The sequence below is a fragment of the Marinobacter halotolerans genome, assembly GCF_008795985.1.
GTDB lineage: Bacteria > Pseudomonadota > Gammaproteobacteria > Pseudomonadales > Oleiphilaceae > Marinobacter > Marinobacter halotolerans.
On sequence record NZ_VMHP01000001.1, the window covers coordinates 683320 to 708101 of the forward strand.

Consider the following 24782-nt stretch of genomic DNA (forward strand, 5'->3'; position numbering starts at 1 on the left):
TTTTTAGGTTCTATAGATTCTTTTATCGGGCAGAGCTTCGAGTCTGCTGCGGATAACAGGGTGGGGCCTTCACGGAACCGCTACGAGCACATCCATGTGCGCTTATCTCCGGCCATCCATGGCCTGCGAAATTCCGTGAAGGCCCCACCCTGTTATCCTTGCGATTCTGGCTTTGGTCCTACCACCGAAGCCGAATCAGCTATTAATTATTCACCTCTCGCATCCAGCGCGGCAACCGCCGGCAGGGTTTTGCCTTCCACGAATTCCAGGAAGGCACCGCCGCCGGTGGAAATGTACGAGATTTTGTCACTCACACCGTACTTGTCAACGGCGGCCACTGTGTCGCCGCCACCAGCCAGGGAGAATGCATCGCTTTCTGCGATGGCCTCAGCCAGTGCGCGGGTGCCGTTGCCGAACTGCTCGAACTCGAAGACGCCAACCGGGCCGTTCCACAGGATGGTTTTCGAGGATTTCAGCAGGCCGGCGAACTTGGAGGCGGTTTCAGGGCCCACGTCGAGGATCATATCGGCTTCGGTGACGTCGTCGATTTTCTTGACGGTGGCTTCTGCGGTTTCAGAGAACTCGCTGGCAACCACCACATCTACCGGCAGCGGAATTGCCACGCGGGAGGCGATTTCTTTCGCGGTGTCGATCAGGTCGTGCTCGCACAACGATTTGCCCACCGGGTGACCTGCCGCGGCCAGGAAGGTGTTGGCAATGCCGCCGCCGACGATGATGGAGTCGCACACCTTTTCCAAAGCGTTCAGTACGTCCAGCTTGGTGGATACCTTGGAGCCGCCAACGATGGCCACGACCGGTCGGGTCGGGTTATCCAGCGCCATGGCCAGGGCTTTCAGTTCTGCCGCCAACAGTGGGCCGGCGCAGGCTTCCGGGGCGAATCTGGCCACACCGTGAGTAGAGGCCTGGGCGCGGTGGGCGGTGCCAAAGGCGTCCATGACGTAGACGTCGCACAGGGCGGCGTATTTTTTGGACAGAGCTTCGTCGTCTTTTTTCTCGCCTTTGTTGAAGCGGACGTTCTCGAACAGGACGACTTCGCCGTCGCCGACTTCAACGCCGTCCAGGTAATCGGTAATCAGGCGTACCTCCTGGCCCAGCAGTTTGCCCAGGCGTTCCGCAACCGGCTTCATGGAGGAGGCTTCGTCGTACACGCCTTCTTCCGGGCGGCCCAGGTGGGACATCAGCATTACCCGGGCGCCGGCGTCTCTGGCGGCCTTAATGGTGGGCAGCGAGGCGCGGATTCGGGCGTCGCTGGTAACTTCGCCGTTTTTTACCGGTACGTTCAAATCTTCCCGGATCAGTACCCGCTTGCCCGCCAGGTCCAGATCGGTCATTTTCTTGATAGCCATAGTGTTCATCCCCTGATCATAAATAAGGTCAGTCGCCAGACAGCCAGTACTTGCTGACGTCCAGCATCCGATTTGCGAACCCCCATTCGTTATCAAACCAGCAGAGCACCTTTACCATGGTGCCGCCGGTTACACGCGTCTGGCCGCCGTCCACGATGCCGGAATGGGCGTCGTGGTTGAAGTCGGAGCTGGCCAGAAGCTCATCGGTGTAGCCCATGATGTATTTCAACGGGCCCTGGGCGGCGTTTTTTAATAGGTTATTCACCGCCTCCACCGAGGTGTTTTCACGAACGTTCACCACCATATCGATGGCGGAAACGTTCATTGTGGGTACGCGCATGGCTACGGAGCTGAATCGGCCTTCCATATGGGGAAGCAGGCGTTCAATTCCTTTGGCCAGGCCGGTATCCACGGGAACAATGTTGTGCAGCGCGCTGCGGGTTCGGCGCAGATCCTGATGATGGTAGGCGTCAATCACGGGCTGGTCGTTCATGGCCGCGTGAATAGTGGTCGTGCTTCCCTGTTCTACACCGAAAGCGTCATCCAGCACCTTGATCACCGGCACCACGCAATTGGTGGTGCAGGAGGCGGCTGCCACAATGCGGTCTGTGGCAGCCAACTGCTGGTGGTTGACGCCATAGACGACCGTGCGATCCACATCGGATTCCGCCGGCTGCGAGAACAGCAGGCGACCGGCTCCGGAATCCAGGTGCTGTTGTGCGGTTGCCCGGTCGGTGAAAGCACCGGAGCATTCCAGCACCAGGTCCACACCCAGCTCGTCCCAGGGCAGGTCCGCCGCATCGGCATGGCGAAGCACCCGAATACGGTCACCGTTCACCAGCAGGGAGTCACCTTCCACGGTCACATCACCCTGAAACCGGCCATGAGTCGAGTCATAGCGGGTCAGATGGGCAATGGTGTCTATATCCGCCAGCTCGTTAATCGCGACTACCTGCAGGTGGTCGCGAAAATGGTTCTCATAGAGCGCCCGCAGCACGCACTGACCGATACGGCCGTATCCGTTGATGGCGATGCGATACGGTGCGTTCGGTGTCATAAGGGTCATCAGGCTTCCAGCAACTCACCGGCAGTCGCAATGATGTTGTCGACGGTGAAGCCGAACTCTTTGAACAGATCGCCGGCAGGGGCTGACTCACCAAAGGTAGTCATACCCACGATGCGGCCGTCGAGGCCCACATACTTGTACCAGTAGTCCGCAATGCTCGCTTCAACCGCAACACGGTTGGTGACTTCCAGCGGGAGCACTTCCTGTTTGTAGGCGGCGCTCTGGGCGTCGAAGGTGTCAGTGCTGGGCATGGACACCACACGCACTTTATTGCCCTTTTCACGCAGAGTCGCAGCAGCATCCTGAGCCAGGCCCAGTTCGCCACCGGTGGCAATCAGAATCAGGTCCGGCGTGCCTTCGCTGTCAGACAGGATGTAGCCGCCTTTGGCGATGTTCTGCAGCTGGGTAGCGTCCCGATCCTGATGCGGCAGGCCTTGGCGGGAAAAGACCAGAGCAGTGGGGCCGTCCGTGCGTTCAAGAGCGGCTTTCCAGGCAACAGCGGATTCCACGGTGTCGGCCGGGCGCCAGGTGCTCATGTTCGGCGTGGTGCGCAGGCTGGCCAGTTGTTCAACGGGCTGGTGCGTGGGGCCGTCTTCACCCAGGCCGATGGAGTCGTGGGTGAACACATAGATCGAGCGCTGCTTCATCAGCGCCGCCATACGGACTGCGTTGCGGCAGTATTCCATGAAGATCAGGAAGGTGGCGCCGTAAGGCACAAAACCACCGTGCAGGGCCACGCCGTTCATGATGGCGGCCATGCCGAACTCGCGAACGCCGTAATAGACGTAGTTGCCGCTGGCATCTTTGCTAGTCAGCGGCTTGCTGTCCTTCCAGATGGTGAGGTTCGAGCCGGCCAGGTCGGCGGAGCCACCGAGCAGCTCGGGCAGATGCGGGCCGAAGGCGTTCAGGGTGTTCTGGGAGGCCTTGCGGCTGGCAATGGTCTCGCCTTTTTCCTGGCATTCCTCGATGTAGGCCTGGGCCTTGTCAGCGAAGTCGGTCGGCAGTTTGCCGGCCATCCGGCGCTCGAATTCGGCGGCCAGTTCCGGCTCGGCCTTCTTGTACGCGGCAAATGCCTCTTCCCACTCGGATTCTGCGGCGGCGCCTTTGTCGCGGGCATCCCACTCGCTGTAGATTTCCGACGGGATTTCGAAATCGCCGTAGTTCCAGCCCAGCTTTTCACGGGTCAGGGCAATCTCGTCCTCACCCAGGGCCGCGCCGTGACAGGCTTCAGTGCCCTGCTTGTTGGGTGAACCGAAACCGATGATGGTCTTGCAGCAGATCAGCGTGGGCTGGGTGGTGTTGGCGCGGGCGGCTTCAATGGCAGCGCGCACGGTCTCCGGGTTGTGGCCGTCCACTGCCGGAATAACCTGCCAGCCGTAGGCCTCGAAACGTTTCGGGGTGTCGTCGGTGAACCAGCCGTCTACTTCGCCGTCGATGGAAATGCCGTTGTCGTCGTAGAACATCACCAGCTTGCCCAGGCCCAGAGTGCCGGCAAGGGAAGACACCTCGTGAGAGATGCCTTCCATCAGGCAGCCATCGCCCAGAAAGGCATAGGTGTAATGATCGACGATGTTATGACCGGGGCGGTTGAACTGCTCACCCAGGGTTTTCTCCGCCAGCGCAAAACCAACCGCATTGGCAATACCCTGACCCAGCGGGCCAGTGGTGGTCTCAACACCCGGGGTGTAGCCATATTCGGGGTGGCCCGGAGTCTTGGAGTGGAGCTGACGGAAGTTCTTGATGTCATCAATGGAGACGTCGTAGCCGCTCAGGTGCAGCAGGGAATACTGCAGCATGGATCCGTGGCCGTTGGACAACACAAAGCGATCCCGGTTGGGCCATTTCGGATTGGCCGGATTGTGGCAGAGGAAATCATTCCAGAGGACCTCGGCGATATCCGCCATGCCCATGGGTGCGCCCGGGTGGCCGGATTTGGCTTTCTGAACCGCATCCATGCTCAGCGCGCGAATGGCGTTGGCGAGATCTGTGCGAGACGGCATTGACGTTTCTCCAGTGTTTTGTCAGCGATAGAACGCAATATGTGAAATTAACGGAACAGCGAAAAATAAGGCGCGTATTTTCGCCGATTAGTGACCGCCGGGGCAAATGAACCTCCGTCTTTTTGCGCGACAGATTTCCACGGATAAAAAAGCGCCTGCCAAATCAATGCACCTGAAGCTATATCAATTTTTTTTGATATTGCTATTGATCCTTCAAAAGATCCGCCCTAGACTCCCTTTCATGACATCTACCCCCGCAGTTTCGCCAAAAGATCATCCGCCCCGGGCCGACCATTCGTCCGCGGTCGATACGCTTGCGCCCATCTTCAAGGCAAGCGGCGATCCCCTGCGGCTGGAAATTCTGCGCGTACTGCGCCGCGACACCTTTGGTGTACTGGAGCTCAGCCAGCTTTTCGACATGCGCCAGTCGGGCATGAGCCACCACCTGAAGGTGATGCATAAAGCTGGCCTGCTGGAGCCCCAACGGGAAGGCAACGCCATCTTCTATCGGCGGCCACTAAGCCTGGACAGCGACAAGTTGACCGACGGAACCATCCGGCAGATTTTCGAAGCGGTCGACCGCATTCCCCTGCCCGCACACCTGCAGGAGAAGATCCAGGCGATCCGCAATCAGCGGGCCGATCAGTCCCAGGCTTTCTTTGCCCGCTACGCGGAAAAATTCCGCGAACAGCAGGAGCTGATTGCTGCCTTCGAACTCTATGCAAAACCGGTTGCGGACCTTATTCGCCAGCGCTCGCAGAAAAACAAGTGGAAGACCGCCCTGGAAATCGGCCCCGGCGAGGGCGGATTCCTGCCGGTCCTGTCCAGAACCTGTGAACACGTGGTGGCCCTGGACAACTCCCGCGACATGCTGGCCAAGGCCACACGCACCTGTATTGATGAACGTCTGAACAATATTGACCTGATTGAGGGCGTGACCGACAACCTGCTGGCCCGGGGCGATGCGTTCGACCTGGTGGTCGCCAACATGGTGCTGCACCATGTGCCCAGCCCGGCAGACATCTTCCTGGACGCCGCAGCCCTTATGAACACCGGAGGCTGCCTGGTCATCAGCGACCTGTGCAGTCACGACCAGGACTGGGCCAAGGAGAACTGCGGTGACCTCTGGCTGGGCTTCGAACCGGAAGAACTGACCAGTTGGGCCTCGGACGCCGGGCTGGACGCGGGCGAGTCCCTGTTTATCGGATTACGTAACGGCTTTCAGGTACAGGTCAGAGAATTCTGGAAAACCAAAGACGACGCGTGACGTGAAATATCGAACGCATATCAAAGTTTTTTGATATAGAATTGTGTACAGTTCGTACAGTAACCCATAACAACGCTTATAGAGGAAAAGCACCTATGGCTGACTACAGCATCTTTACTTCCGAATCGGTCTCAGAGGGCCATCCTGACAAACTGGCAGACCAGATTTCCGATGCCGTACTCGACGCTATTCTTGTGGACGACCCACACGCCCGGGTTGCCTGCGAAACCATGGTGAAAACCGGTGTGGCCATCGTCGGCGGTGAAATCACCACCAACGCCTGGGTCGACCTGGAAGATCTGGTGCGTGGTGTGATCAAAGACATCGGCTACACCTCCTCAAAGGTAGGCTACGACGCCGACACCTGCGGCATCATCAACATCATCGGCAAGCAGTCGGTGGATATTGCCCAGGGCGTTGACCGCAAGAAGCCGGAAGACCAGGGCGCCGGTGACCAGGGCCTGATGTTCGGCTACGCCAGCAACGAAACCGAAGTACTGATGCCGGCGCCGATCACCTTCGCCCATCGCCTGATGGAGCGTCAGGCCGAAGCGCGCAAAGGCGGCCTGCTGCCGTGGCTGCGCCCGGACGCGAAGAGCCAGGTCACCTGCAGCTACAAAGACGGCCGCGTGTCCGGCATCGACGCGGTGGTTCTGTCCACCCAGCACGATGAAGACGTATCCCAGGCCGACCTGAAAGAGGCGGTGATGGAGCTGATCGTCAAGAACGTACTGCCGGCCGAGCTGCTGCACAAAGGCACAGAATTCCACATCAACCCGACCGGCAAATTCGTCATCGGCGGCCCGGTTGGTGACTGTGGCCTGACCGGCCGCAAAATCATCGTGGACACCTACGGCGGCATGGCACGCCACGGTGGCGGCGCCTTCTCCGGCAAAGACCCGTCAAAGGTTGACCGCTCCGCCGCTTACGCCGGCCGCTACGTCGCCAAGAACATCGTCGCCGCCGGCCTGGCCGACAAGTGCGAGATCCAGGTGTCCTACGCCATCGGCGTGGCCCAGCCAACATCGATCTCTCTGAACACGTTCGGCACTGGCAAGATCAGTGATGACAAGATCATCAAACTGGTTCGCGAGCATTTCGACCTGCGCCCGTATGCGATCACCAACATGCTGGACCTGCTGCACCCGATGTACCGGGCCACAGCAGCCTACGGTCACTTCGGGCGCGAGCCAAAAGAAGTCACCGTGGGTGGAAAGACCTTTACCACTTTCCCATGGGAGAAGACCGACCGCGCTGCCTTGTTGAAAGACGCCGCCGGCATTTAACCGAATTCATTTAAGACGTTTACACGCACAGGAGAACACCATGAGCACTCCAGCAGAAAAACTTCAGCAGTTTAACGACTACAAAGTACGCGATATCACCCTGGCGGCCTGGGGCCGTAAAGAGATCAACATCGCCGAAGGCGAAATGCCAGCACTGATCAAGCTTCGTGAGAAGTATAGAAGCGAGCAGCCGCTGAAAGGCGCGAACATCATGGGCTGCATCCACATGACCATCCAGACCGCCGTGCTGATCGAAACACTGATCGAACTGGGCGCCAACGTACGCTGGTCATCGTGCAACATCTTCTCTACCCAGGATCAGGCCGCGGCCGCCATCGCCGAGCGCGGTATCCCCGTATTCGCGTGGAAAGGCGAAACCGACGAAGAGTACGACTGGTGCCTCGAGCGCACCGTTGGTGCGGACGTTGAAGGCTGGGAACCCAACATGATTCTGGACGACGGCGGTGACCTGACGGCCCTGCTGCACGAAAAGTATCCGGAAATCCTGCGCAACTGCCACGGCGTGACCGAAGAGACCACCACCGGTGTTCACCGCCTGCAGGAAATGATGCGCGAAGGCACGCTGAAAATTCCGGCCATCAACGTCAACGACGCGGTGACCAAGTCCAAGAACGACAACAAGTACGGCTGTCGCCACAGCCTGAACGACGCCATCAAGCGCGCTACCGACCACCTGATGTCCGGCAAGAAAGCGCTGGTCATCGGCTATGGTGACGTGGGCAAAGGCTCCGCCGCTTCCCTGCGCCAGGAAGGCATGATCGTGAAGGTGACCGAATCCGATCCGATCTGCGCCATGCAGGCCTGCATGGACGGCTTTGAAGTGGTTTCACCCTACATCAACGGCGTGAACACCGGTACCGAAGCAGGCATCAACAAGGAACTGCTGCGCAACACCGACATCCTGGTCACCACCACCGGCAACATGAACGTGTGTGATGCCAACATGCTTAAGGCGATCAAGAGCGGCGCTATTGTGTGCAACATCGGCCACTTCGATAACGAAATCGATACCGCCTACATGCGCAAGAACTGGGAATGGGACGAAGTAAAGCCGCAGGTTCACGTGATCTACCGTGACAAGGCCGCCAACGACCACCTGTTGCTGCTGTCCGAAGGCCGCCTGGTGAACCTGGGTAACGCAACCGGCCATCCGTCACGCATCATGGACGGCTCGTTTGCCAACCAGGTACTGGCACAGATGCATCTGTTCGAGCGCAAGTTTGCCGACCTGCCGGAAGAGGCCCGTGAAAAGGGCATCTACGTACAGGTTCTGCCAAAGCACCTGGACGAAGAAGTCGCCCGCGCCATGGTAGAGGGTTTCGGTGGCGTCATGACCAAAATGACGCCGGAGCAGGCCAAGTACATCGGCGTACCGGTCGAAGGCCCGTACAAGCCGGAAAGCTACAAGTACTGATTGGGTAACAACATGGAATCCCAGAAGCAGTTCAAGCGCCGTTTCAGCTTTGAATTCTTCCCGCCCAAAACAGATGCGGGCAAGGAAAAACTGCAAACGGTGCGAGGCCAGCTGGCCGAGGTTGATCCGGATTTTTTCTCGGTCACCTTTGGTGCGGGCGGTTCAACCCGTGACCGCACCATCGAAACCGTGCTGAACCTTCACAAACAGGGCATTTCCACAGCGCCCCACCTTTCCTGCGTCGGGGGCACCCGGCAGGAAATCGGGGAGTTGCTGGATCTGTACCGGGAAAACGGTGTCAACCGGATCGTCGCCCTTCGGGGCGACATGCCCTCGGGCATGGGCGCGGCCGGTGAGCTGCGCTACGCCAACGAGCTGGTGAGCTTTATCCGCGAGCACAGCGGCGATACCTTCAACCTGGAAGTCGCGGCCTACCCGGAGTTTCATCCCCAGGCCCGTACCGCTGAAGAAGACCTGAAAAACTTCGCCCGCAAGGTCGAAGCTGGCGCCAACAGCGCTATTACCCAGTACTTCTTTAACGCGGACAGCTACTTCTATTTCATCGATCGTCTGGAAAAGATGGGCGTTACCATACCGGTGGTGCCCGGCATCATGCCGATCGTGAATTTCACCAATCTGACACGCTTTTCCGACATGTGCGGTGCGGAAATTCCCCGCTGGATTCGCAAGCAGCTGGAAGCCTACGGCGACGACAGCGACAGCATCCGCAAGTTCGGCGAAGAAGTCGTGACCCGCATGTGCGAGAAGTTGCTACAGGCAGGCGCCCCCGGCCTTCACTTCTACACACTGAACCAGGCGGAACCCAGCCTCAGCATCTGGAAAAACCTCGGCATTGGCGAGCGGGAAAAAATCGCCTTTTAAGAGCATGTCAATTCCACCTTTCGCTAAACCGTATCACCTTTGATTCACTGAAATCAGGCCAGCAATGGTCTAAGGTGGTACGGGTACGTTTTAACAAACGAAGCGCAAGGAGAGAACATGAGCACGAAAATACTGAAAACAGTGGGCGCCACTCTGGCAATGACCGTCGCTGCGAGTGCCGCAAGTGCCGAGACCCTGAAAGTGGTCACCGACCCGAGTTTCGTTCCGTTTGAAATGATGGACGAAAAAACCGGCAAGATGGTCGGGTTCGACATGGAAATTATCCGCGAAGTCGCCGACCGGGCCGGCTTCGAAATCAACCTGAACACCATGGATTTCAACGGCATTATTCCCGCACTCCAGTCGGGTAACGTGGACGTCGCCATTGCCGGCATCACCATCACTGACGAGCGCGAAGAAATCGTTGATTTCTCCAACCCCTACTACGATTCAGGTCTGCGCCTGCTGGTTCGTCAGAACAATGACGCAATCAACGAGTTCGACGATCTGGAAGGCAAGAAAGTCGGTACCAAAATCGGCAGTACCAGCTACGACTACCTGATCGAAAACCTCGAAGCCGATAGTGGTGTTACGCCCTATCCAGGCAGCGCCGACATGTACATGGCACTGATGTCTGGCGCCATCGACGCGGTCTTCTACGATGCTCCCAACGTTGGCTACTTTGCCCGCACCAAAGGCGAAGGCAAAGTCAAAACCGTCGGCCCGCTCTACGAGGGCCAGCAGTACGGCATCGCCCTTCTTGAAGGCAGCAAGTGGGTGGATGATGTGAACGCCGCACTGGCGTCCATGAAAGAAGACGGCACCTACAAAGAGATCTACGAGAAGTGGTTCGGCCCAATGCCGGAAGGCAAGTAAGGGAGTGAAGGTTACTCCAACCTGAATCCCGGCGCCGGGGCCTGAGCGCCCCGGCTGTTTCTTTCCCAACTTTCTGTGGAGACACTTACAGTGGAATCCCAGTTTACGTTCAACTGGCAAGCTGCCTTCAATTCGATCCCGATTCTGATTGAGGGGATCCCCTACACCCTGCTGATTTCGTTTGGCGGTCTTTTCATCGGCTTTGCTCTGGGCATTTTCTTTGGCCTGCTGAGCATCAACAAGCTCTGGTTCCTGAAGTGGCCGGCCACCGCCTACATCGAAGTCTTCCGCGGCACCCCGATCCTTGTTCAGGTGCTGTTTATTTTCTACGGTCTGCCCGACCTGATAGGCACCTCCATTAACCCGCTGACCGCAGGTATCGCTGCCATTGCACTTAACTCCGGCGCATACATCTCGGAAGTGGTTCGCGGTGGCGTTCAGTCAATCGACAAAGGCCAGACCGAAGCCGGCCTGTCGCTCGGCCTGTCACGGACCCAGACTTTCTGGTCTGTCATCTGGCCCCAGGCTTTCCGGCGCATGGTTCCACCGCTTGGCAACCAGGCCATCGTCAGCATCAAGGACACGTCACTGTTCTCGGTAATCGGCGTCGGCGAACTGGTACGTCAGGGCCAGATCTACATCGCCACGACCTTCCAGGCGTTCGAGGTGTACTTCATGGTCGCGCTTCTGTACCTCACCATTACCCTTTCACTGTCCCTGATTCTCCGCTTCATCGAGCGGCGTGGACTGGTTTCTGTCTGAAGGAAAGCGACTCATGACTGATATCGTCAAAATGAAGGGCATGAACAAGTACTTCGGTAAGTTGCATGTCCTCAAAGATATAGACCTGACTGTGGCCAAGGGCGAAGTGGTGGTTATTATCGGCGCCAGTGGTTCCGGCAAATCCACCCTGATCCGTTGTGTGAACGGGCTGGAGGAATTCGAGTCAGGCAGCCTGGAGGTGGACGGCCATCCCCTGGCGCCCAAAAGTGGCAACCCCAAATCCCTGGCGGAGATCCGCAAGGAAGTGGGCATGGTATTCCAGCAGTTCAACCTTTTCCCGCACCTGACGGTGAAGAAGAACATCATGCTGGCCCCCAGGAAAGTAAAAAGCACCTCGGAAGAAGAAGCGGCTACCACTGCCGACCGCCTGCTCAACCGTGTCGGAATCGCCAGCCAGTCGGAGAAGTATCCGTCTCACCTGTCCGGCGGCCAGCAACAGCGGGTGGCCATTGCCCGGGCACTGGCTATGGACCCCAGGCTGATGCTGTTCGACGAACCCACGTCGGCCCTCGACCCGGAGATGATCGGTGAAGTGCTGGACGTAATGCGGGAGCTGGCCAAAGAAGGCATGACCATGATGGTGGTCACCCACGAAATGGGCTTCGCACGGGAAGTGGCAGACCGGGTTATCTACATTCACGAGGGCGCGATTGTAGAGGAAGGCAAACCCGACGATGTCTTCGACAACCCGCAGAACGAAAGAACCCAGGCGTTTCTGTCACGGGTGCTGGCGCACTAACGCCAGCAATCCCCGGCTCAGCTACCCACTATCACCGTACCCGAACCAATGGTGACACCCCCACAGGTAATGGCGCCGCCGGTCACGGCGGCCGGCTTGCCGTCGATCATCACGGTGGCCGACCCGGCGGCAATCGCACGGGGATGAGGCGGATGTTTGGGTTTGGAGTGGGGCGCCAGTGGGTCCCCGACGCGGGCAACAGGCTTGCCATCCACCAGAACGGTGGGAGAACCGGCTAAAACCGGCGTGGGCGGAAATCCCTGGTGGTCTGTGCCCAGGTCACCCAGAAGAACAATCGGTTTACTCATATCGCATTCCTTGCGTCAGTTTCATCCTCGAAGTCCGGCCATAATATACCGTCAAGGATTCACAGCCAAATCATGCCAGCGCACTGGCGACAGGTACCCTGTGACCAGTATCATTAGCCCCCTGAATTTCTAGGAGGCCTCCCATGCGCAACGCCGATCTCGTCGCACGCGATATCAAATCCGTCTGGCACCCTTGCACCCAGATGAAGGATTACGAAACTCTGGGACCGGTGCCCATCAAACGCGGCAGCGGCGTGTGGCTGGAAGATTTCGAGGGCAACCGGTTTATCGACGCGGTGAGTTCCTGGTGGGTCAACCTCTTCGGCCACGCCAACCCCCGCATCAATGACGCAATCCAGAAGCAGATCGGCGAACTGGAGCACGTGATTCTGGCCGGGTTTACCCATGAACCAGTGGTGAACCTGTCTGAGCGCCTGATCGAAGTCACTCCGGACGGTCTGTCCAAGTGCTTCTACGCCGACAACGGCTCGTCCGCCGTCGAAGCGGCCCTGAAGATGAGCTATCACTACTGGAAAAACCACGGCAAGCCGGCCAAGAAAAACTTCGTCAACCTGAGCAACAGCTACCACGGCGAAACCCTGGGCGCCCTGGCATTGGGCGATGTGCCTCTTTATAAAAGCACTTACGCCCCGCTGTTGATGGAAGTCATTACCGCGCCCTCACCGGATGCCTACAACAAGGAAGCCGGTGAAACGGACGAGGACTACGCCCTGCGCCAGTTCGAGGTGATGGAAAAAATCCTGGCGGAAAAGCACGACGAAATCTGCGCCGTAGTGACCGAGCCACTGATTCAGTGCGCCGGCGGCATGCGTATGCACCACCCGATCTACCACACCAAGCTCCGGGAAGCCTGTGACCGCTATGGCGTTCACCTCATCGCCGACGAGATTGCCGTGGGCTTCGGCCGTACCGGCACTATGTTTGCCTCCGAACAGTCGAACATCACGCCGGACTTCATGTGCCTGTCCAAGGGACTGACCGCGGGTTACCTGCCCCTGTCCGTAGTGGTCACCACCGATGATGTCTTTAACGCCTTCTACGACGACTACGAAACCCTCAAAGCGTTTCTGCATTCCCACAGCTACACCGGTAACCCCATCGGCTGCGCCGTGGCACTGGCGACCCTGGATATCTTCCGCGATGACAACGTGATCGAGAACAACAAGCGACTGAGCCAGGTAATGGGGGAATCCGTGGCCCACCTGGTCGACCATCCCAACGTTGGCGACGTACGCCAGCATGGCATGACCCTGGCTGTGGAGATGGTAAAAAACAAAGCCACCAGAGAGCCCTTCCCTTTTGCAGAACGTCGCGGCATGCGGGTGTTCAAGCACGCGCTTACGCGGGAAGCTCTGCTGAGGCCGCTGGGCAACGTCAGCTACTTCATGCCGCCTTACGTCATCACCGAGGAACAGATCCGCCACCTCGGACAGGTACTGACCGAAGGCATCGACATCGCGACACGGGACTGAGCCGGCCACCATGCGCATTCCCCGCCTCTTCACCGACTCGCCACTGACCCCTGGCAATCGGTGTGAACTTGACGAAATCGCGGCCAACCATGCTGGCCGCGTCCTGCGCATGCAGCCCGGCCAGACACTGCTGTTGTTCAACGGCGATGGCCAGGACTACACCGCGACCATTACCGAAGCCGGCAAAAAGCGGGTGGAGGTCCAGGTGGAAGATGCCAGCGCCAACCCGACCGAATCCAACCTGGAAATCATCCTGGGGCAGACTCTGTCAAAGGGCGACCGCATGGACTACGCCGTGCAGAAAGCCGTGGAAATGGGCGTCACCCGCATCGTCCCCCTGGCCACCGAGCGCTCGGAGGTCAAACTCAAAGGCGACCGCGAAGACAAACGCCTGCGCCACTGGCGCCAGGTCGCCATCAGCGCCGCCGAACAATGCGGCCGCGCTCGGGTGCCAGAAATACTGCCGGTCATGGCCCTGCCGGACTGGTTTGATCACACTGGCGATTGCGACCTGCGACTGGTGTTGCACCACCGCACCGAACAGTCCCTGGACTCCATGACCAGGCCCGCCCGCCTGGCCCTGATGATCGGCCCCGAAGGCGGCCTGAGCCAGGATGAAATCGCCGCCGCCGAGTCTGCCGGGTTTCTGCCCGTGGCACTGGGACCAAGGGTCCTGAGAACGGAAACTGCCCCGGTGGCCGCGATGGCCCTTTGCCAGTGGCTGTGGGGCGATATCGGGAACTAGCAGACCGACCCTGCCGCCATTGGATCTCCGGCATGCAGGTCATTGACAGTAAGGGTGGCGGGCAACATTATCGTGGTCCGTTTCAAGGCAGCAAGCACCCGGCCAAAAATCAAACCAATGCGAGTAACGGATGACAAGCCTGCTAAGCACCGTAGAATTCTGGCAATACCTCAGCATCCCGATCATTGCCGCCCTGATCGGCTGGGTTACCAACTGGCTGGCCATCAAGATGACCTTCTACCCGCTGGAATTCGTGGGCAAGCCACCCTTGCTTGGCTGGCAGGGCATCATCCCCTCGAAAGCCCGCAAAATGGCCGCCATCAGCGTAGATGCCACCATCTCCAAGATTGGCACCGTGCGGGAAATCTTCCAGCAGATCGACCCCAAAGTACTCGCCGCCCACATTATCAGCACCGTCGAACCCCGCACCGAAGAATATGTAGACGAACTCATGCTGCGGGAATACCCCACCTTCTGGGAAAACCTGCCCGCCTCCGCCCGCAACATGGTGTACGACAGGGTGCGCAAATCCACCCCGCAGCTGGTGGACAACCTGGTGGACGACGTTTCAGACAACATTGAAGACCTGCTGGACATCAAAGGCATGGTCATCGAACGCCTGGCAAAAGATAAACGCCTGCTGAACCGCATCTTCCTGGAATGTGGCGAAGTGGAGTTCCGCTTCATCATCAACTCCGGCTTCTACTTCGGCTTCCTGTTTGGTCTGGTACAGATGACCGTCTGGTACTTTTACCAGAGCTGGTGGGTACTGCCCTTCTTTGGCCTGCTGGTGGGCTGGGCCACCAACTGGATTGCCCTGAACGTCATTTTCCGCCCCCTGCATGAGAAAAAAGTCGGCCCGGTGCGGCTGCAAGGCCTGTTTCTCAAACGCCAGCAGGAAGTGGCCGAATCCTTCTGCCACATCGTGACCCACGAAATCCTGACCGTCGGCAACATCATCAATGCCATTCTGGAAGGCCCCAAGGGCGACCGGGCCAGCAACATGGTCAAGAAACACATCAAACCACTGGTGGACGAAACCGCCGGCATGGGCAAGGCCCTGACCCAGGTGGCATTCGGCCCCACCGGCTTTGCCACCCTGAAAAACCAGGTGGGCCAGAAAGCCCTTGAGATCTCTCGAACCTCCTTCAACAACCCGGTCTTCGAAACCGACCGCGCCCGGGCCGTGGAATCCATCATGGTGGAGCGGATGATTGCCCTGTCCTCAGAGGAATTCCAGGACCTGCTACGGCCCTGTTTCCAGGAAGACGAGATCAAACTGATACTGGTTGGGGCCTTCCTTGGCCTGGCAGCCGGTATTGGCCAGTTGGTCTTTGTCTTTGGCGGATCTGTCCTGTAAACAAAGACGTATAAATAGTCGATAGTTGCGTGGCATAACGCTTACCAGGCTCTATACTGGAAACTCCGGGATGACGACTCGCCCGGGCACGCGAATAATCTCCGGAGGCAATGGATGGCAGGCTTCTTCTCCTGGATTTCGGCGATCTTCTCGCCCTCAAAATCTGCAACGGTTCACCCGACACCCCGCCTGCTCAATCCCGCCATCAGGCAGGTTGATGATCAGCCGGCGAACCCGGTGTCTACCCGGCAGCTGGAAGAGCAGTTGTTCTCCTGGTTGCTTGATGCGCCACTATCCGCCCTGACCAGCGATCTTAACAGCGCCGAACTGGAAGCGCTGGACACGCTCGAACACCGCATCCACCAGCAGTCCCTGGAGGAAATGCCGCGGCGCCCGATGACGCTGCCGATGCTCACTCGCGCGCTCTCTGATGAAAAAGTGGACCGTAAAGAGCTGACCGACATTATCCTGAGCGATCCGGCGTTGACGGATCAGCTACTGCATGTGGCCAACAGCCCGCTGTTCCGGGGTAGCCACAAAGCAATCGAATCTGTCGATCAGGCCGTGTTCATACTAGGCACAGGAGGCATCCGCAACGTTATTTCCGCCGCCATCATGCGCCCGATGATGGCCGCCAGAAACAGCCGTGAAGCCCTGTTCGCCCAGCGGGTATGGCGATGGGGGCTGACCTGCGCGAAAGCCGCAGAACTGGTAGCCCGACTGCGGGAAAAAGATGGCAGTCTGTTTTTCATGACCGGGCTGTTACCCGCGCTGTCTTACATCACATTGAGACGGGAGCTTCAGCGCATCTGCCGCTCTGCACCCCAGCCCAGCGAGCCATCGGCTACTCTCACCTATCACGCGCTTTCGCGGTTCCAGTGGGCCACGGCTCAGGTACTGGCGAATGAGTGGAAACTGTCGCCGGAATATCATGCCAAACTGATGGAAGCCGAGCGTCCGAGCCCCAACCGGGGTGTCGCTCCGCTGAACGACGGCATCATTATGGGAACACGGGAAATTCTTCGCCATGCCCACCAGCGGAACATGGCCGAGGACGAAGTTCTGAAACTGGTGCACATCGCGCCGGAAGAATTCACCCGGATCCGGCGCGTCATTCTCGATTCCATCGAAGCAGGGGCCCGGGCCAGAGCCTGACCGGGTCAGGTGTCCCGGGACGGGCCCGGATATTTCTCATCCAGCAGGCTGGCGAAGGACACCGAATCGGCTCCGACTTCCCGAGCCAGCAATTCTTCGGGAACGCTCGTGGGCAAGCGGTCGACCACCCGATCTTCATCATGACGAATGGCGTCGAGCACCTTCCCCACGGTCACCTTCTCAAGCGAACAGGCCGGTACCAGGCAATCTCCATTGCGACCAGCCAGGCTGACCAGCCTGGCCCGGATCAGTTTGTCACTGAGGCTTCGAGTGACTTCGCCGGGCACCCTTAGCTGACTTTCCAGATCTTCCTGCTGGGGCGCCGGCTTGCCGAGATGAAAGGGCTTTGCCACCAGCCACATCAGTGCCAGACCGGTTTTTTCCAGCAACTCGGGTGACAACCTGACTTTGTAGCGCTTGGCAACGGACCCGGGATTCTGCAGATAAAAGGCAATGCTGGCACCGAGCAGCAAAATCATCCAGTTCAGATAGACCCAGATCAGCAGAATGATGCCGATAGCAAAACTGGAGTAGATCGCCGCATATTTCGCTGATCCGGCGACGAAGGACGCGAACAGCATGCCAGCTGCCTGCCAGGAGATCCCCGCGATCAGACCGCCCACAAAGGCATACTTCAGCTTGACCCGGGTATTGGGAATGAAAATGTAGACAAAGGTGAACGCGCCAACCACCAGCAGGAAGGGCGTAAAGCGGCTGACAAACAGGATAATCGAACCCAGGGGTTCGATCTCCATCAACGTCTGAACTACGGTTGATGAAAAAATCGTGGCGCTCACGCCTATAGCGGACACCATCAGCAGGGGCCCCACCATGATCACGCTCAGGTAGTTGCTGAAGCGCTGGGCCATGGAGCGCATGTCCGGCACCCGCCAGATCATATTGAACGAGCGCTCGATCTTCTGGACCAGCGAAATCACCGTATACACCAGAAGCGCCAGGCCAACGGACCCCAGCACGCCCACTTTCATATTGTCCACGAAACCGAGAATCTGCTCCGCCAGCTGGATGCCCTGGGGCCCCATAGGTTCGAAGAACTGGAACAACATGGGTTCCATGCGCTGGTGCACGCCCAGGGCCTTGAGTACGGAAAAGCTCAGGGCCAGCAGGGGCACGATACTTAACAGGGTGGTGTAAACCAGGCTCATGGCGTGCAGCGCAAGATGACCGCTCACCATATCCCGCGCCAGGGCGTAGGCCGTGCGACCTGTTGTATAAAGCCAGTTCCAGGGCCAGTTCTGGGGCGGATCGGGATTGGCCAGAATCCAGTTTTCGGCGGTCTTGAGCCGTTGTTGCAGTTGCGAAGAAGCCACGGGCGATCCTGCGTCAGATTATTTTTTTCAGTTTATCAGTCAGATACCGAAACATACGTAGAGTATGGACGATTGTCCCGCTTTCGCACAGCCAGTGACTATTGCCCCGCGAGGTTCCGCGCGGTAATTCCTACAATTCGCTGCCGCGCCTCCCGGCTTGCCCAGGCCGAATGGGGCGTCACAATCAGGTTGGGAATATCATCCGCCAGCAGCGGATTGCCGTTACGGGGCGGCTCCTCCGTCAGCACGTCAAAGCCAGCACCGCCTATTGTACCGGCACGCAGCGCATCGGCCAGCGCCTGCTCATCTACCAGGCCACCACGGCTGGTGTTAATCAGCAGCGCATCCTTTTTCATCATCTCCAGTTCACGAGCACCAACCATGTGTCGAGTCTCGTCTGTCAGCAGGCAGTGCAGCGATAATACATCCACTTTCGGCAGCAACTCGTCCAGGGGAATGCGGGGATAACCATCCACTTTTCCAGCCGCCTGGCCGGGCCTTGCCCCCAGCACAATATTCATCCCGAATGCCTTTGCCCGTTCCACAACGCCTTTCCCCAGATCGCCGTAGCCGACAACACCCAGTGTGCGCCCTTCCAGCTCCATGATCGGGTGGTCCATCAGACAAAACATCGGGCTTTGCGCCCAGCGCCCGGCGCGAACATCCTTGTCGTAATCCACCAGCCGCGTGGCCAGCGCCAGAATCAGCGCCATGGTGTGCTGGGCTACGGTAGAGCGGCCATAGTTGGTCACGTTCATCACGGTGATGCCGTGGTCTCTGGCCGCCTGCTGGTCAATGTTATTGAGCCCGGTGGCCACAACGGCGATGGTTTTCAGGTCCGGACATGCCTCGAAATGCGACCGGCCCAAAACCACCTTGTTCACAATCACCGTATCGAAACCGCGTATGCGGTCCTCTACCTGCTCCGGCTTGGTCCGCCCATGCTTGACCAGATCTCCGGTCACCTTTTCAATCGGGGACAGATCCACATCACTGCCCAGGGTATCCGCGTCCAGAAAAACGGCTTTCATCACCACCTCCTCGAAAACAAACCCCAAGAGTAAGTTAGACTGAATGAAACCTCCAACCCCAAAGAAGGAGCGCATCTATGGAACACGAATTCTGGCACCGGCGCTGGGCCAACAAAGAAATCGGCTTTCACGAGGGCTCGGTCAACGAATATCTGTACAAACACTGGCCGGAACTGTCCAGCAAAACCACAGACACGGTTCTGGTTCCACTTTGCGGCAAGGCCCATGACCTGTGGTGGCTGCATGACCGCGGGCACCCGATCATCGGGGTGGAACTGAGCGAGATTGCCTGCAAGGATTTCTTCGAAGAGGGCGGCGAAAAAGCGAAGGTCCACCCCGGTGAGCCCTTCACCACCTTCAAAAATGGCGATCTGGAGATCTGGTGCGGTGATTTTTTCCAGCTGGTGCCTGAAGATGTGGCCCGCGTAAGGCTGGTGTACGACCGCGCTGCGCTGATTGCCCTGCCCCCGGAAACGCGGCCGAAATATGTGGAACACCTGACGGCCGTGACACCCGACAGCACCCAGATTCTGCTGATCACGCTGGATTATGAAGGCTCACCCACCTCCCCGCCGTTCAACGTCAGCAACGACGAGGTTCATGAGCTCTATGCCGATGATTATCTGATTGAACATATTCATACCCAGACCCTGGCCAACGACCATCCGTTTGCCAAACGCAAAGGGCTTACAGGTGCAACCGAGAGCGTTTTTCGCCTGACCAAAGTATAGAAAGGTTCAACGACGAGTCATAAGTGGTTTCTTTATGACTCCGTCAGCTGGAAGCGGAGGGGCTCATGCATGAAAGCGCCTCCGCTCTCGCCTCTTTTTAAACGTTTCCTCCCATACAACACCGCGGAACTCGGAGTGCTGACCAGACAGCTTTCGGGCAGCTAACTTTTGATCACTTTTTGCCCAATTATACCTGCTTTTGCCCGCCATCTTTACTAGCCTTTAAGAGTCACACAGCAAAGCAACTTAGAAGGAGCTTCACAATGCTTTCAAAAATGCTGTTTCAATTCCTGATCATGCTACTGGCCGTCGTCGGGCTGACGACCACAGGCTATGCGGCCAACCCCAACTACGATCTCAAAGTGCTTTCGAGTGCCCCGGACCAGGTGTCTGGTGATGATGTGCTAGTGCAGGTACTGTTCAAGGAACGCCCCATCAAGTCGGAACCGGCACTGAAATCGCGCCTGCGGCAACTGACATTCTGGCTTAATGACCAGCCCGTTGAGCCAGAGATCCGTGCGGGTCGCGATGGCCATGAGGTGCTTGTGTCCGGTCTTCAGCCCGGCGAGAACCGACTAGAACTTCACCATCGCCGTCAGGGCCCTCTCGCCTCCGTGACCCTCACGGCTCACCCTATTACAGGCCCCATTTTCTCTGGGCCACAACAGTACCCGTTTGTCTGCACCGTCACCTCGGAACTGGGCAAACAACCACTGGTGGATACCACCGGAAATACTGGCTTCCCGGTATTTGACGAGCAAGGCAATCAGATTGGTCTGAGCCGCGACTGCTCGATCGAGCCCTACGTCACCTTTATATACCGGACCACAGGCGGTAGTTGGGCGCCACTGCCAGAAGACGGCAGCCGACCTGCCGACATGGCCACAACAGAGCTGACCGACGGTCGCACGGTAGATTTTATCGTACGACAGGAACGGGGCACCATTAACCGTTTCATATACAGTTTTGCCACTCTGGCGGAACTGGGCGACGAGCATTGGGAGGCATCGGACAACAACTGGAATGGCCGGCTGCTATTCCACTTTCAGGGCGGCGTTGGCATTGGCCACTCCCAGGGGGGCATAAGCAACAGTCGGGCACTGCAACCGGACACACTGCAAAAAGGCTACGCCGTTATCTATTCCACCGGCACCCGCACCAGCCCCCACTATAATCTTCAGGTGGGTGGGGAAACCGCGCTGATGGTGAAAGAACATTTCATCAAACGCTTTGGCGTACCGGAATATACGGTGGCCATTGGTGGCTCAGGCGGTGGTATCCAGCAGTACGTTTATTCCCAGAATCATCCAGGTCTGTTGGATGGGGGCGTGCCCCAGTACTCCTACCCTGACATGGTCACCCAGACGATCCATATCGGCGACTGCGAGTTGCTCGAGTACTACATGGATGCCACCGATCGGGGTAACCCGAAGTGGCAAACCACCAGCAATCGCAGCCTTCTGGTGGGGCTGAACTCCAATGACCGCTACCCGGACCCGTTTGCCGGGGCTAAAACCATGCTCGGCTACAGTACGGCCCCGGGCATGACCGAGTGCATTCCGGCCTGGCGGGGCCTGACACCACTGGTAATGAATCCACAATTCGGCAGAGCCGACAATCAGGAACTGATGCAACCCGAGGGCGTAATGGACGACGTGCGCTGGACCCACTATTCGGATCTCAAGAACATCTACGGCTTGGATGAGAATGGCGAGCCACGCACTCTTTACGACAACGTGGGCGTTCAGTACGGGCTGAAAGCACTGGTGGAAGACACCATTACCAAAGCTGAATTCCTCAAGCTGAACGCGGAAATTGGCGGCTGGAAGCAGCCATCCGAGATGGTGCAGGAAGGTTTTCCATTCCTCGGCTCACTGGAGGATGTAATGGCCGACCCGTCCCTCTTCGACCCCTGGAGCTCGCGCAACATGAATCTCAGCCCCGGCGGTGATACGCCGGCGCCCAGAACCGAGGGTGACCTTCAGGCCATTGAAGCGGCGTATACCTCTGGCCTTGTATTCGACGGCGAGCTGAACATGCCGGTCATCGACTGGAGGCATTACCTCGAGGAAGTGCTGGACATGCACAACAGTCATCAGTCCTTCTCGGCCCGCCAGCGCATCATCAATCAAATGGGCGACGCCGGGAACCAGGTCATCTGGTTCACCGATGCCAGACCGACCGACTACTCAGACCCAGAGGAACCCGAACCTCGCGAAGAGTTCAATCAGACCTGGATGGCGCTGGAGGTCCTTCATGACTGGATCAACAACATTCAGGAAAATCCGGAACTGAGCATTGCCGACAATCGCCCGGACGCCGCCGTGGATTCCTGCTTTGAAACCGATGGCAGCCTGATCGCCGCCGGCGAGGACGTCTGGAACGGCATTCTGGACAACAATCCAGAGGGCGTCTGTACCACGCAGTTCCCGACCTACACCACCTCCCGTATGGTCGCGGGCGGTCCGATTGAGGGCAGCATCTTCAAATGCAGCCTGAAACCGGTAGACACAGCGCTATCAGACGGCACCTACGGCGAGACTTCGTTTACACCGGAAGAAGTTGACCGGCTAAAGGAAATCTTTCCGGATGGCGTCTGTGATTACAGCGAGCCGGATCAGGGACGACCCGTCACCGGTTGACCCCGTTCTCAGATCGAAAAAAGGGCGCCCCGAGGGGTGCCCTTTTGTTGTTCAGTATTGGTGAACGGCTAATTCCGGTTCATTCCAGTGTCGTCATCACTGCAGCCCGGCGAACCTCCATACAGATACATAATTTAATGAACCTTAACCATCTTTGGTCTGTCCAAGGTTCCGAGCTTGAACTAAGCTCAAAATAACCGGTCTGGAAAAACAACCGTGTTTTTCCGCCGGTCACTCCCTATCATTTCACCCATAACCATAACGGCCGCTCAGAAGGGCGGAGCCAACAGCAGACGGGGAAACTGTGTGATTTAAAAGCTGATTTTTTTGGCAAGAGAGCAAGCGAGGCGCCATCTATGAGCATTATGCAGCATTTCAAAGACCGGTATGAAGCAACTCAGGAGGAAGAATTCACCCTTGAGGAATACCTGGAGATCTGCAAGAAGGACCCAGCGGCATACGCCACTGCGGCAGAACGAATGTTACTGGCAATCGGCGAACCTGAGCCGATCGACACATCCCGTGACTCCCGGCTGTCACGCATTTTTTCCAACAAAGTGATCAAGCGATACCCGGAATTCTCCGAGTTCTACGGCATGGAAGAAGCCGTGGAAAACATCGTTTCCTTCTTCCGCCACGCCGCCCAGGGCCTGGAAGAAAAGAAACAGATCCTTTACCTGCTCGGCCCCGTTGGCGGCGGCAAATCCTCTCTCGCCGAAAAGCTCAAACAGCTCATGCAGAAGGTGCCCTTCTACGCTATCAAGGGCTCGCCGGTGAACGAATCGCCCCTGGGCCTGTTCGACCCGGCGGAAGATGCGTCGATTCTGGAAGAGGAATACGGCATTCCGCCCCGCTACCTCAAATCCATCATGTCCCCCTGGGCGGTGAAACGCCTGCACGAATATGGCGGTGATATCAGCCAGTTCCGCGTGGTGAAGATGTATCCCTCGGTGCTGGACCAGGTCGGCGTATCCAAGACCGAGCCCGGTGATGACAACAACCAGGACATCTCCGCGCTGGTGGGCAAGGTCAATATCCGCATGCTGGAGGACTATTCCCAGGATGACCCTGACGCCTACAGCTTCAGCGGCGGCCTGTGTAAGGCGAACCAGGGCCTGATGGAATTCGTGGAGATGTTCAAAGCCCCCATCAAGGTACTGCACCCGCTGCTGACGGCCACCCAGGAAGGCAACTACAACACCACCGAAGGCATGGGCTCCGTCCCCTTCGACGGTGTGATTCTGGCCCACTCCAACGAATCCGAGTGGCAGACCTTCCGCAATAACAAGCACAACGAGGCCTTCCTTGATCGGGTCTACATCGTCAAGGTGCCCTACTGCGTGCGCGTGACCGAAGAAATCGACATCTACCGCAAACTGCTGCGGGACAGCTCCCTGGCCGGTGCTCCCTGTGCCCCGGACACCCTGGATATGCTGGCGCAGTTCTCGATTCTGTCGCGTATCAAGGAGCCGGAAAACTCCAGCATTTTCTCGAAAATGCGGGTTTACGACGGTCAGAACATCAAGGACACCGACCCCAAGGCGAAATCGATCCAGGAATACCGGGACGCGGCCGGCGTGAACGAGGGTATGGACGGCCTGTCCACCCGTTTTGCCTTCAAGATCCTGTCGAAGGTATTCAACTTTGACACCACCGAGGTGGCGGCCAACCCGGTGCACCTGCTGTACGTGCTGGAAAAGCAGATCGAGCAGGAACAGTTCCAGGCAGAAACCCAGGACCGCTACCTGCGGTTTATCAAGGAATTCCTGGCGCCACACTATGTGGAATTCATTGGCAAGGAAATACAGACTGCTTACCTGGAGAGCTACAGCGAGTACGGCCAGAACCTGTTCGACCGCTATGTCACCTATGCAGACTTCTGGATTCAGGACCAGGAATACCGCGATCCAGAAACCGGGGAAATTCTCGACCGCTCATCCATCAACGACGAGCTGGAGAAAATCGAGAAGCCCGCTGGCATCAGCAACCCGAAAGACTTCCGCAACGAGGTGGTCAATTTCGTGCTGCGGGCTCGGGCGAACAACCAGGGACGCAACCCGTCCTGGCTCAGCTATGAAAAACTGCGCAGCGTGATCGAGAAGAAGATGTTCTCGAACACCGAGGATCTGCTGCCGGTGATCTCCTTCAACCCGAAGGCAAGCCAGGAAGATCAGAACAAGCACAAGCAGTTCGTCGAGCGCATGGTCGATCGAGGCTACACGGAGAAGCAGGTCCGCCTGTTGGCGGAATGGTATCTGCGGGTTCGTAAGTCTCACTAGGACTGG

Annotated in this window: 20 protein-coding genes; 14 read left to right on the top strand and 6 right to left on the bottom strand. The window is 58.0% G+C overall.

What is annotated here, in order from left to right; all coding sequences use genetic code 11:
* Window positions 1-206: 206 nt before the first annotated feature.
* Genes FPL19_RS03245 through tkt form a run of 3 tightly spaced genes read right to left on the bottom strand, consistent with a single transcriptional unit; the run spans window position 207 to window position 4433 of the window.
* A complete protein-coding gene (locus tag FPL19_RS03245; protein WP_150910555.1) occupies window positions 207-1367 on the bottom strand; it encodes a phosphoglycerate kinase in 1161 nt (386 codons plus the stop codon).
* 28 nt (window positions 1368-1395) lie between these two features.
* A complete protein-coding gene (gene gap, locus FPL19_RS03250) occupies window positions 1396-2424 on the bottom strand; it encodes a type I glyceraldehyde-3-phosphate dehydrogenase (RefSeq protein WP_150912377.1) in 1029 nt (342 codons plus the stop codon).
* A gap of 8 nt (window positions 2425-2432) precedes the next feature.
* Window positions 2433-4433 (bottom strand): transketolase, encoded by a 2001-nt coding sequence (tkt, locus tag FPL19_RS03255; RefSeq protein WP_150910557.1) that lies wholly within the window; start codon window positions 4431-4433, stop codon window positions 2433-2435.
* 241 nt (window positions 4434-4674) lie between these two features.
* On the opposite strand from tkt, the gene FPL19_RS03260 reads away from it, so the two are divergent.
* From FPL19_RS03260 to FPL19_RS03290, 7 genes are all read left to right on the top strand, one after another.
* Window positions 4675-5700, top strand: a complete 1026-nt coding sequence (locus FPL19_RS03260) for a metalloregulator ArsR/SmtB family transcription factor (RefSeq protein ID WP_191965209.1) — start codon at window positions 4675-4677, stop codon at window positions 5698-5700.
* A gap of 95 nt (window positions 5701-5795) precedes the next feature.
* A complete protein-coding gene (metK, locus tag FPL19_RS03265) occupies window positions 5796-6986 on the top strand; it encodes a methionine adenosyltransferase (RefSeq protein WP_150910559.1) in 1191 nt (396 codons plus the stop codon).
* Window positions 6987-7026: 40 nt separating this feature from the next.
* Window positions 7027-8421 carry an adenosylhomocysteinase gene (ahcY, locus tag FPL19_RS03270; RefSeq protein WP_150910561.1) on the top strand — a complete coding sequence of 465 codons (1395 nt, stop codon included), beginning with the start codon at window positions 7027-7029 and terminating at the stop codon, window positions 8419-8421.
* A 12-nt stretch (window positions 8422-8433) separates the two neighbouring features.
* Window positions 8434-9303: a methylenetetrahydrofolate reductase [NAD(P)H] gene (gene metF / locus FPL19_RS03275; protein ID WP_150910563.1), complete on the top strand. Its 870-nt coding sequence runs from the start codon at window positions 8434-8436 to the stop codon at window positions 9301-9303.
* Between the two features lie 117 nt (window positions 9304-9420).
* The gene (locus FPL19_RS03280; protein WP_150910565.1) at window positions 9421-10179 is read left to right on the top strand and encodes a transporter substrate-binding domain-containing protein; all 759 of its coding nucleotides are present in this window, start codon (window positions 9421-9423) and stop codon (window positions 10177-10179) included.
* A gap of 90 nt (window positions 10180-10269) precedes the next feature.
* Complete coding sequence (locus FPL19_RS03285; RefSeq protein WP_150910567.1) at window positions 10270-10941, top strand: amino acid ABC transporter permease; 672 nt, start codon at window positions 10270-10272, stop codon at window positions 10939-10941.
* A gap of 13 nt (window positions 10942-10954) precedes the next feature.
* Window positions 10955-11701, top strand: coding sequence for an amino acid ABC transporter ATP-binding protein (locus FPL19_RS03290; RefSeq protein WP_150910569.1), 747 nt, complete (start codon window positions 10955-10957; stop codon window positions 11699-11701).
* Window positions 11702-11718: 17 nt separating this feature from the next.
* Here FPL19_RS03290 and FPL19_RS03295 read toward each other — a convergent pair whose 3' ends face one another.
* On the bottom strand, window positions 11719-12009 hold the full coding sequence (locus FPL19_RS03295; RefSeq protein ID WP_150910571.1) for a type VI secretion system PAAR protein: 291 nt from the start codon (window positions 12007-12009) through the stop codon (window positions 11719-11721).
* 143 nt (window positions 12010-12152) lie between these two features.
* Between FPL19_RS03295 and FPL19_RS03300 the strand changes: the two genes are divergently transcribed.
* The 4 genes from FPL19_RS03300 to FPL19_RS03315 all read left to right on the top strand — a co-directional run bounded on the left by FPL19_RS03300 (window position 12153) and on the right by FPL19_RS03315 (window position 16762).
* On the top strand, window positions 12153-13502 hold the full coding sequence (locus tag FPL19_RS03300; protein WP_150910573.1) for an adenosylmethionine--8-amino-7-oxononanoate transaminase: 1350 nt from the start codon (window positions 12153-12155) through the stop codon (window positions 13500-13502).
* 10 nt (window positions 13503-13512) lie between these two features.
* Window positions 13513-14247, top strand: coding sequence for a 16S rRNA (uracil(1498)-N(3))-methyltransferase (locus FPL19_RS03305; RefSeq protein WP_150910575.1), 735 nt, complete (start codon window positions 13513-13515; stop codon window positions 14245-14247).
* 130 nt (window positions 14248-14377) lie between these two features.
* Window positions 14378-15607 carry a DUF445 domain-containing protein gene (locus FPL19_RS03310; protein WP_150910577.1) on the top strand — a complete coding sequence of 410 codons (1230 nt, stop codon included), beginning with the start codon at window positions 14378-14380 and terminating at the stop codon, window positions 15605-15607.
* 114 nt (window positions 15608-15721) lie between these two features.
* Window positions 15722-16762, top strand: coding sequence for an HDOD domain-containing protein (locus FPL19_RS03315; RefSeq protein WP_150910579.1), 1041 nt, complete (start codon window positions 15722-15724; stop codon window positions 16760-16762).
* Window positions 16763-16767: 5 nt separating this feature from the next.
* Here the strand turns inward: FPL19_RS03315 and FPL19_RS03320 are convergent, their stop codons facing one another.
* Window positions 16768-18093: a YihY/virulence factor BrkB family protein gene (locus FPL19_RS03320; RefSeq protein WP_150910581.1), complete on the bottom strand. Its 1326-nt coding sequence runs from the start codon at window positions 18091-18093 to the stop codon at window positions 16768-16770.
* A 98-nt stretch (window positions 18094-18191) separates the two neighbouring features.
* A complete protein-coding gene (locus FPL19_RS03325) occupies window positions 18192-19124 on the bottom strand; it encodes a D-2-hydroxyacid dehydrogenase (protein WP_150910583.1) in 933 nt (310 codons plus the stop codon).
* A 77-nt stretch (window positions 19125-19201) separates the two neighbouring features.
* Between FPL19_RS03325 and tmpT the strand changes: the two genes are divergently transcribed.
* The 3 genes from tmpT (at window position 19202) to FPL19_RS03340 (ending at window position 24776) form a co-directional block, all read left to right on the top strand.
* Complete coding sequence (gene tmpT / locus FPL19_RS03330) at window positions 19202-19855, top strand: thiopurine S-methyltransferase (protein ID WP_150910585.1); 654 nt, start codon at window positions 19202-19204, stop codon at window positions 19853-19855.
* Between the two features lie 263 nt (window positions 19856-20118).
* Window positions 20119-22497 carry a DUF6351 family protein gene (locus FPL19_RS03335; RefSeq protein WP_150910587.1) on the top strand — a complete coding sequence of 793 codons (2379 nt, stop codon included), beginning with the start codon at window positions 20119-20121 and terminating at the stop codon, window positions 22495-22497.
* 356 nt (window positions 22498-22853) lie between these two features.
* Window positions 22854-24776 (top strand): PrkA family serine protein kinase, encoded by a 1923-nt coding sequence (locus FPL19_RS03340; RefSeq protein ID WP_150910589.1) that lies wholly within the window; start codon window positions 22854-22856, stop codon window positions 24774-24776.
* Window positions 24777-24782: the final 6 nt, after the last annotated feature.

Excerpts from the sequence above, each read along its gene's own strand:
- metF (WP_150910563.1), top strand. The coding sequence starts at position 8,434 with ATGGAATCCCAGAAGCAGTTCAAGCGCCGTTTCAGCTTTGAATTCTTC.
- FPL19_RS03310 (WP_150910577.1), top strand. The coding sequence starts at position 14,378 with ATGACAAGCCTGCTAAGCACCGTAGAATTCTGGCAATACCTCAGCATC.
- FPL19_RS03325 (WP_150910583.1), bottom strand. The coding sequence starts at position 19,124 with ATGAAAGCCGTTTTTCTGGACGCGGATACCCTGGGCAGTGATGTGGAT.
- FPL19_RS03300 (WP_150910573.1), top strand. The coding sequence starts at position 12,153 with ATGCGCAACGCCGATCTCGTCGCACGCGATATCAAATCCGTCTGGCAC.
- FPL19_RS03315 (WP_150910579.1), top strand. The coding sequence starts at position 15,722 with ATGGCAGGCTTCTTCTCCTGGATTTCGGCGATCTTCTCGCCCTCAAAA.
- ahcY (WP_150910561.1), top strand. The coding sequence starts at position 7,027 with ATGAGCACTCCAGCAGAAAAACTTCAGCAGTTTAACGACTACAAAGTA.
- FPL19_RS03280 (WP_150910565.1), top strand. The coding sequence starts at position 9,421 with ATGAGCACGAAAATACTGAAAACAGTGGGCGCCACTCTGGCAATGACC.
- tkt (WP_150910557.1), bottom strand. The coding sequence starts at position 4,433 with ATGCCGTCTCGCACAGATCTCGCCAACGCCATTCGCGCGCTGAGCATG.
- FPL19_RS03245 (WP_150910555.1), bottom strand. The coding sequence starts at position 1,367 with ATGGCTATCAAGAAAATGACCGATCTGGACCTGGCGGGCAAGCGGGTA.
- FPL19_RS03335 (WP_150910587.1), top strand. The coding sequence starts at position 20,119 with ATGCTTTCAAAAATGCTGTTTCAATTCCTGATCATGCTACTGGCCGTC.
- FPL19_RS03295 (WP_150910571.1), bottom strand. The coding sequence starts at position 12,009 with ATGAGTAAACCGATTGTTCTTCTGGGTGACCTGGGCACAGACCACCAG.
- FPL19_RS03340 (WP_150910589.1), top strand. The coding sequence starts at position 22,854 with ATGAGCATTATGCAGCATTTCAAAGACCGGTATGAAGCAACTCAGGAG.
- FPL19_RS03305 (WP_150910575.1), top strand. The coding sequence starts at position 13,513 with ATGCGCATTCCCCGCCTCTTCACCGACTCGCCACTGACCCCTGGCAAT.
- gap (WP_150912377.1), bottom strand. The coding sequence starts at position 2,424 with ATGACACCGAACGCACCGTATCGCATCGCCATCAACGGATACGGCCGT.
- tmpT (WP_150910585.1), top strand. The coding sequence starts at position 19,202 with ATGGAACACGAATTCTGGCACCGGCGCTGGGCCAACAAAGAAATCGGC.
- FPL19_RS03260 (WP_191965209.1), top strand. The coding sequence starts at position 4,675 with ATGACATCTACCCCCGCAGTTTCGCCAAAAGATCATCCGCCCCGGGCC.
- FPL19_RS03290 (WP_150910569.1), top strand. The coding sequence starts at position 10,955 with ATGACTGATATCGTCAAAATGAAGGGCATGAACAAGTACTTCGGTAAG.
- metK (WP_150910559.1), top strand. The coding sequence starts at position 5,796 with ATGGCTGACTACAGCATCTTTACTTCCGAATCGGTCTCAGAGGGCCAT.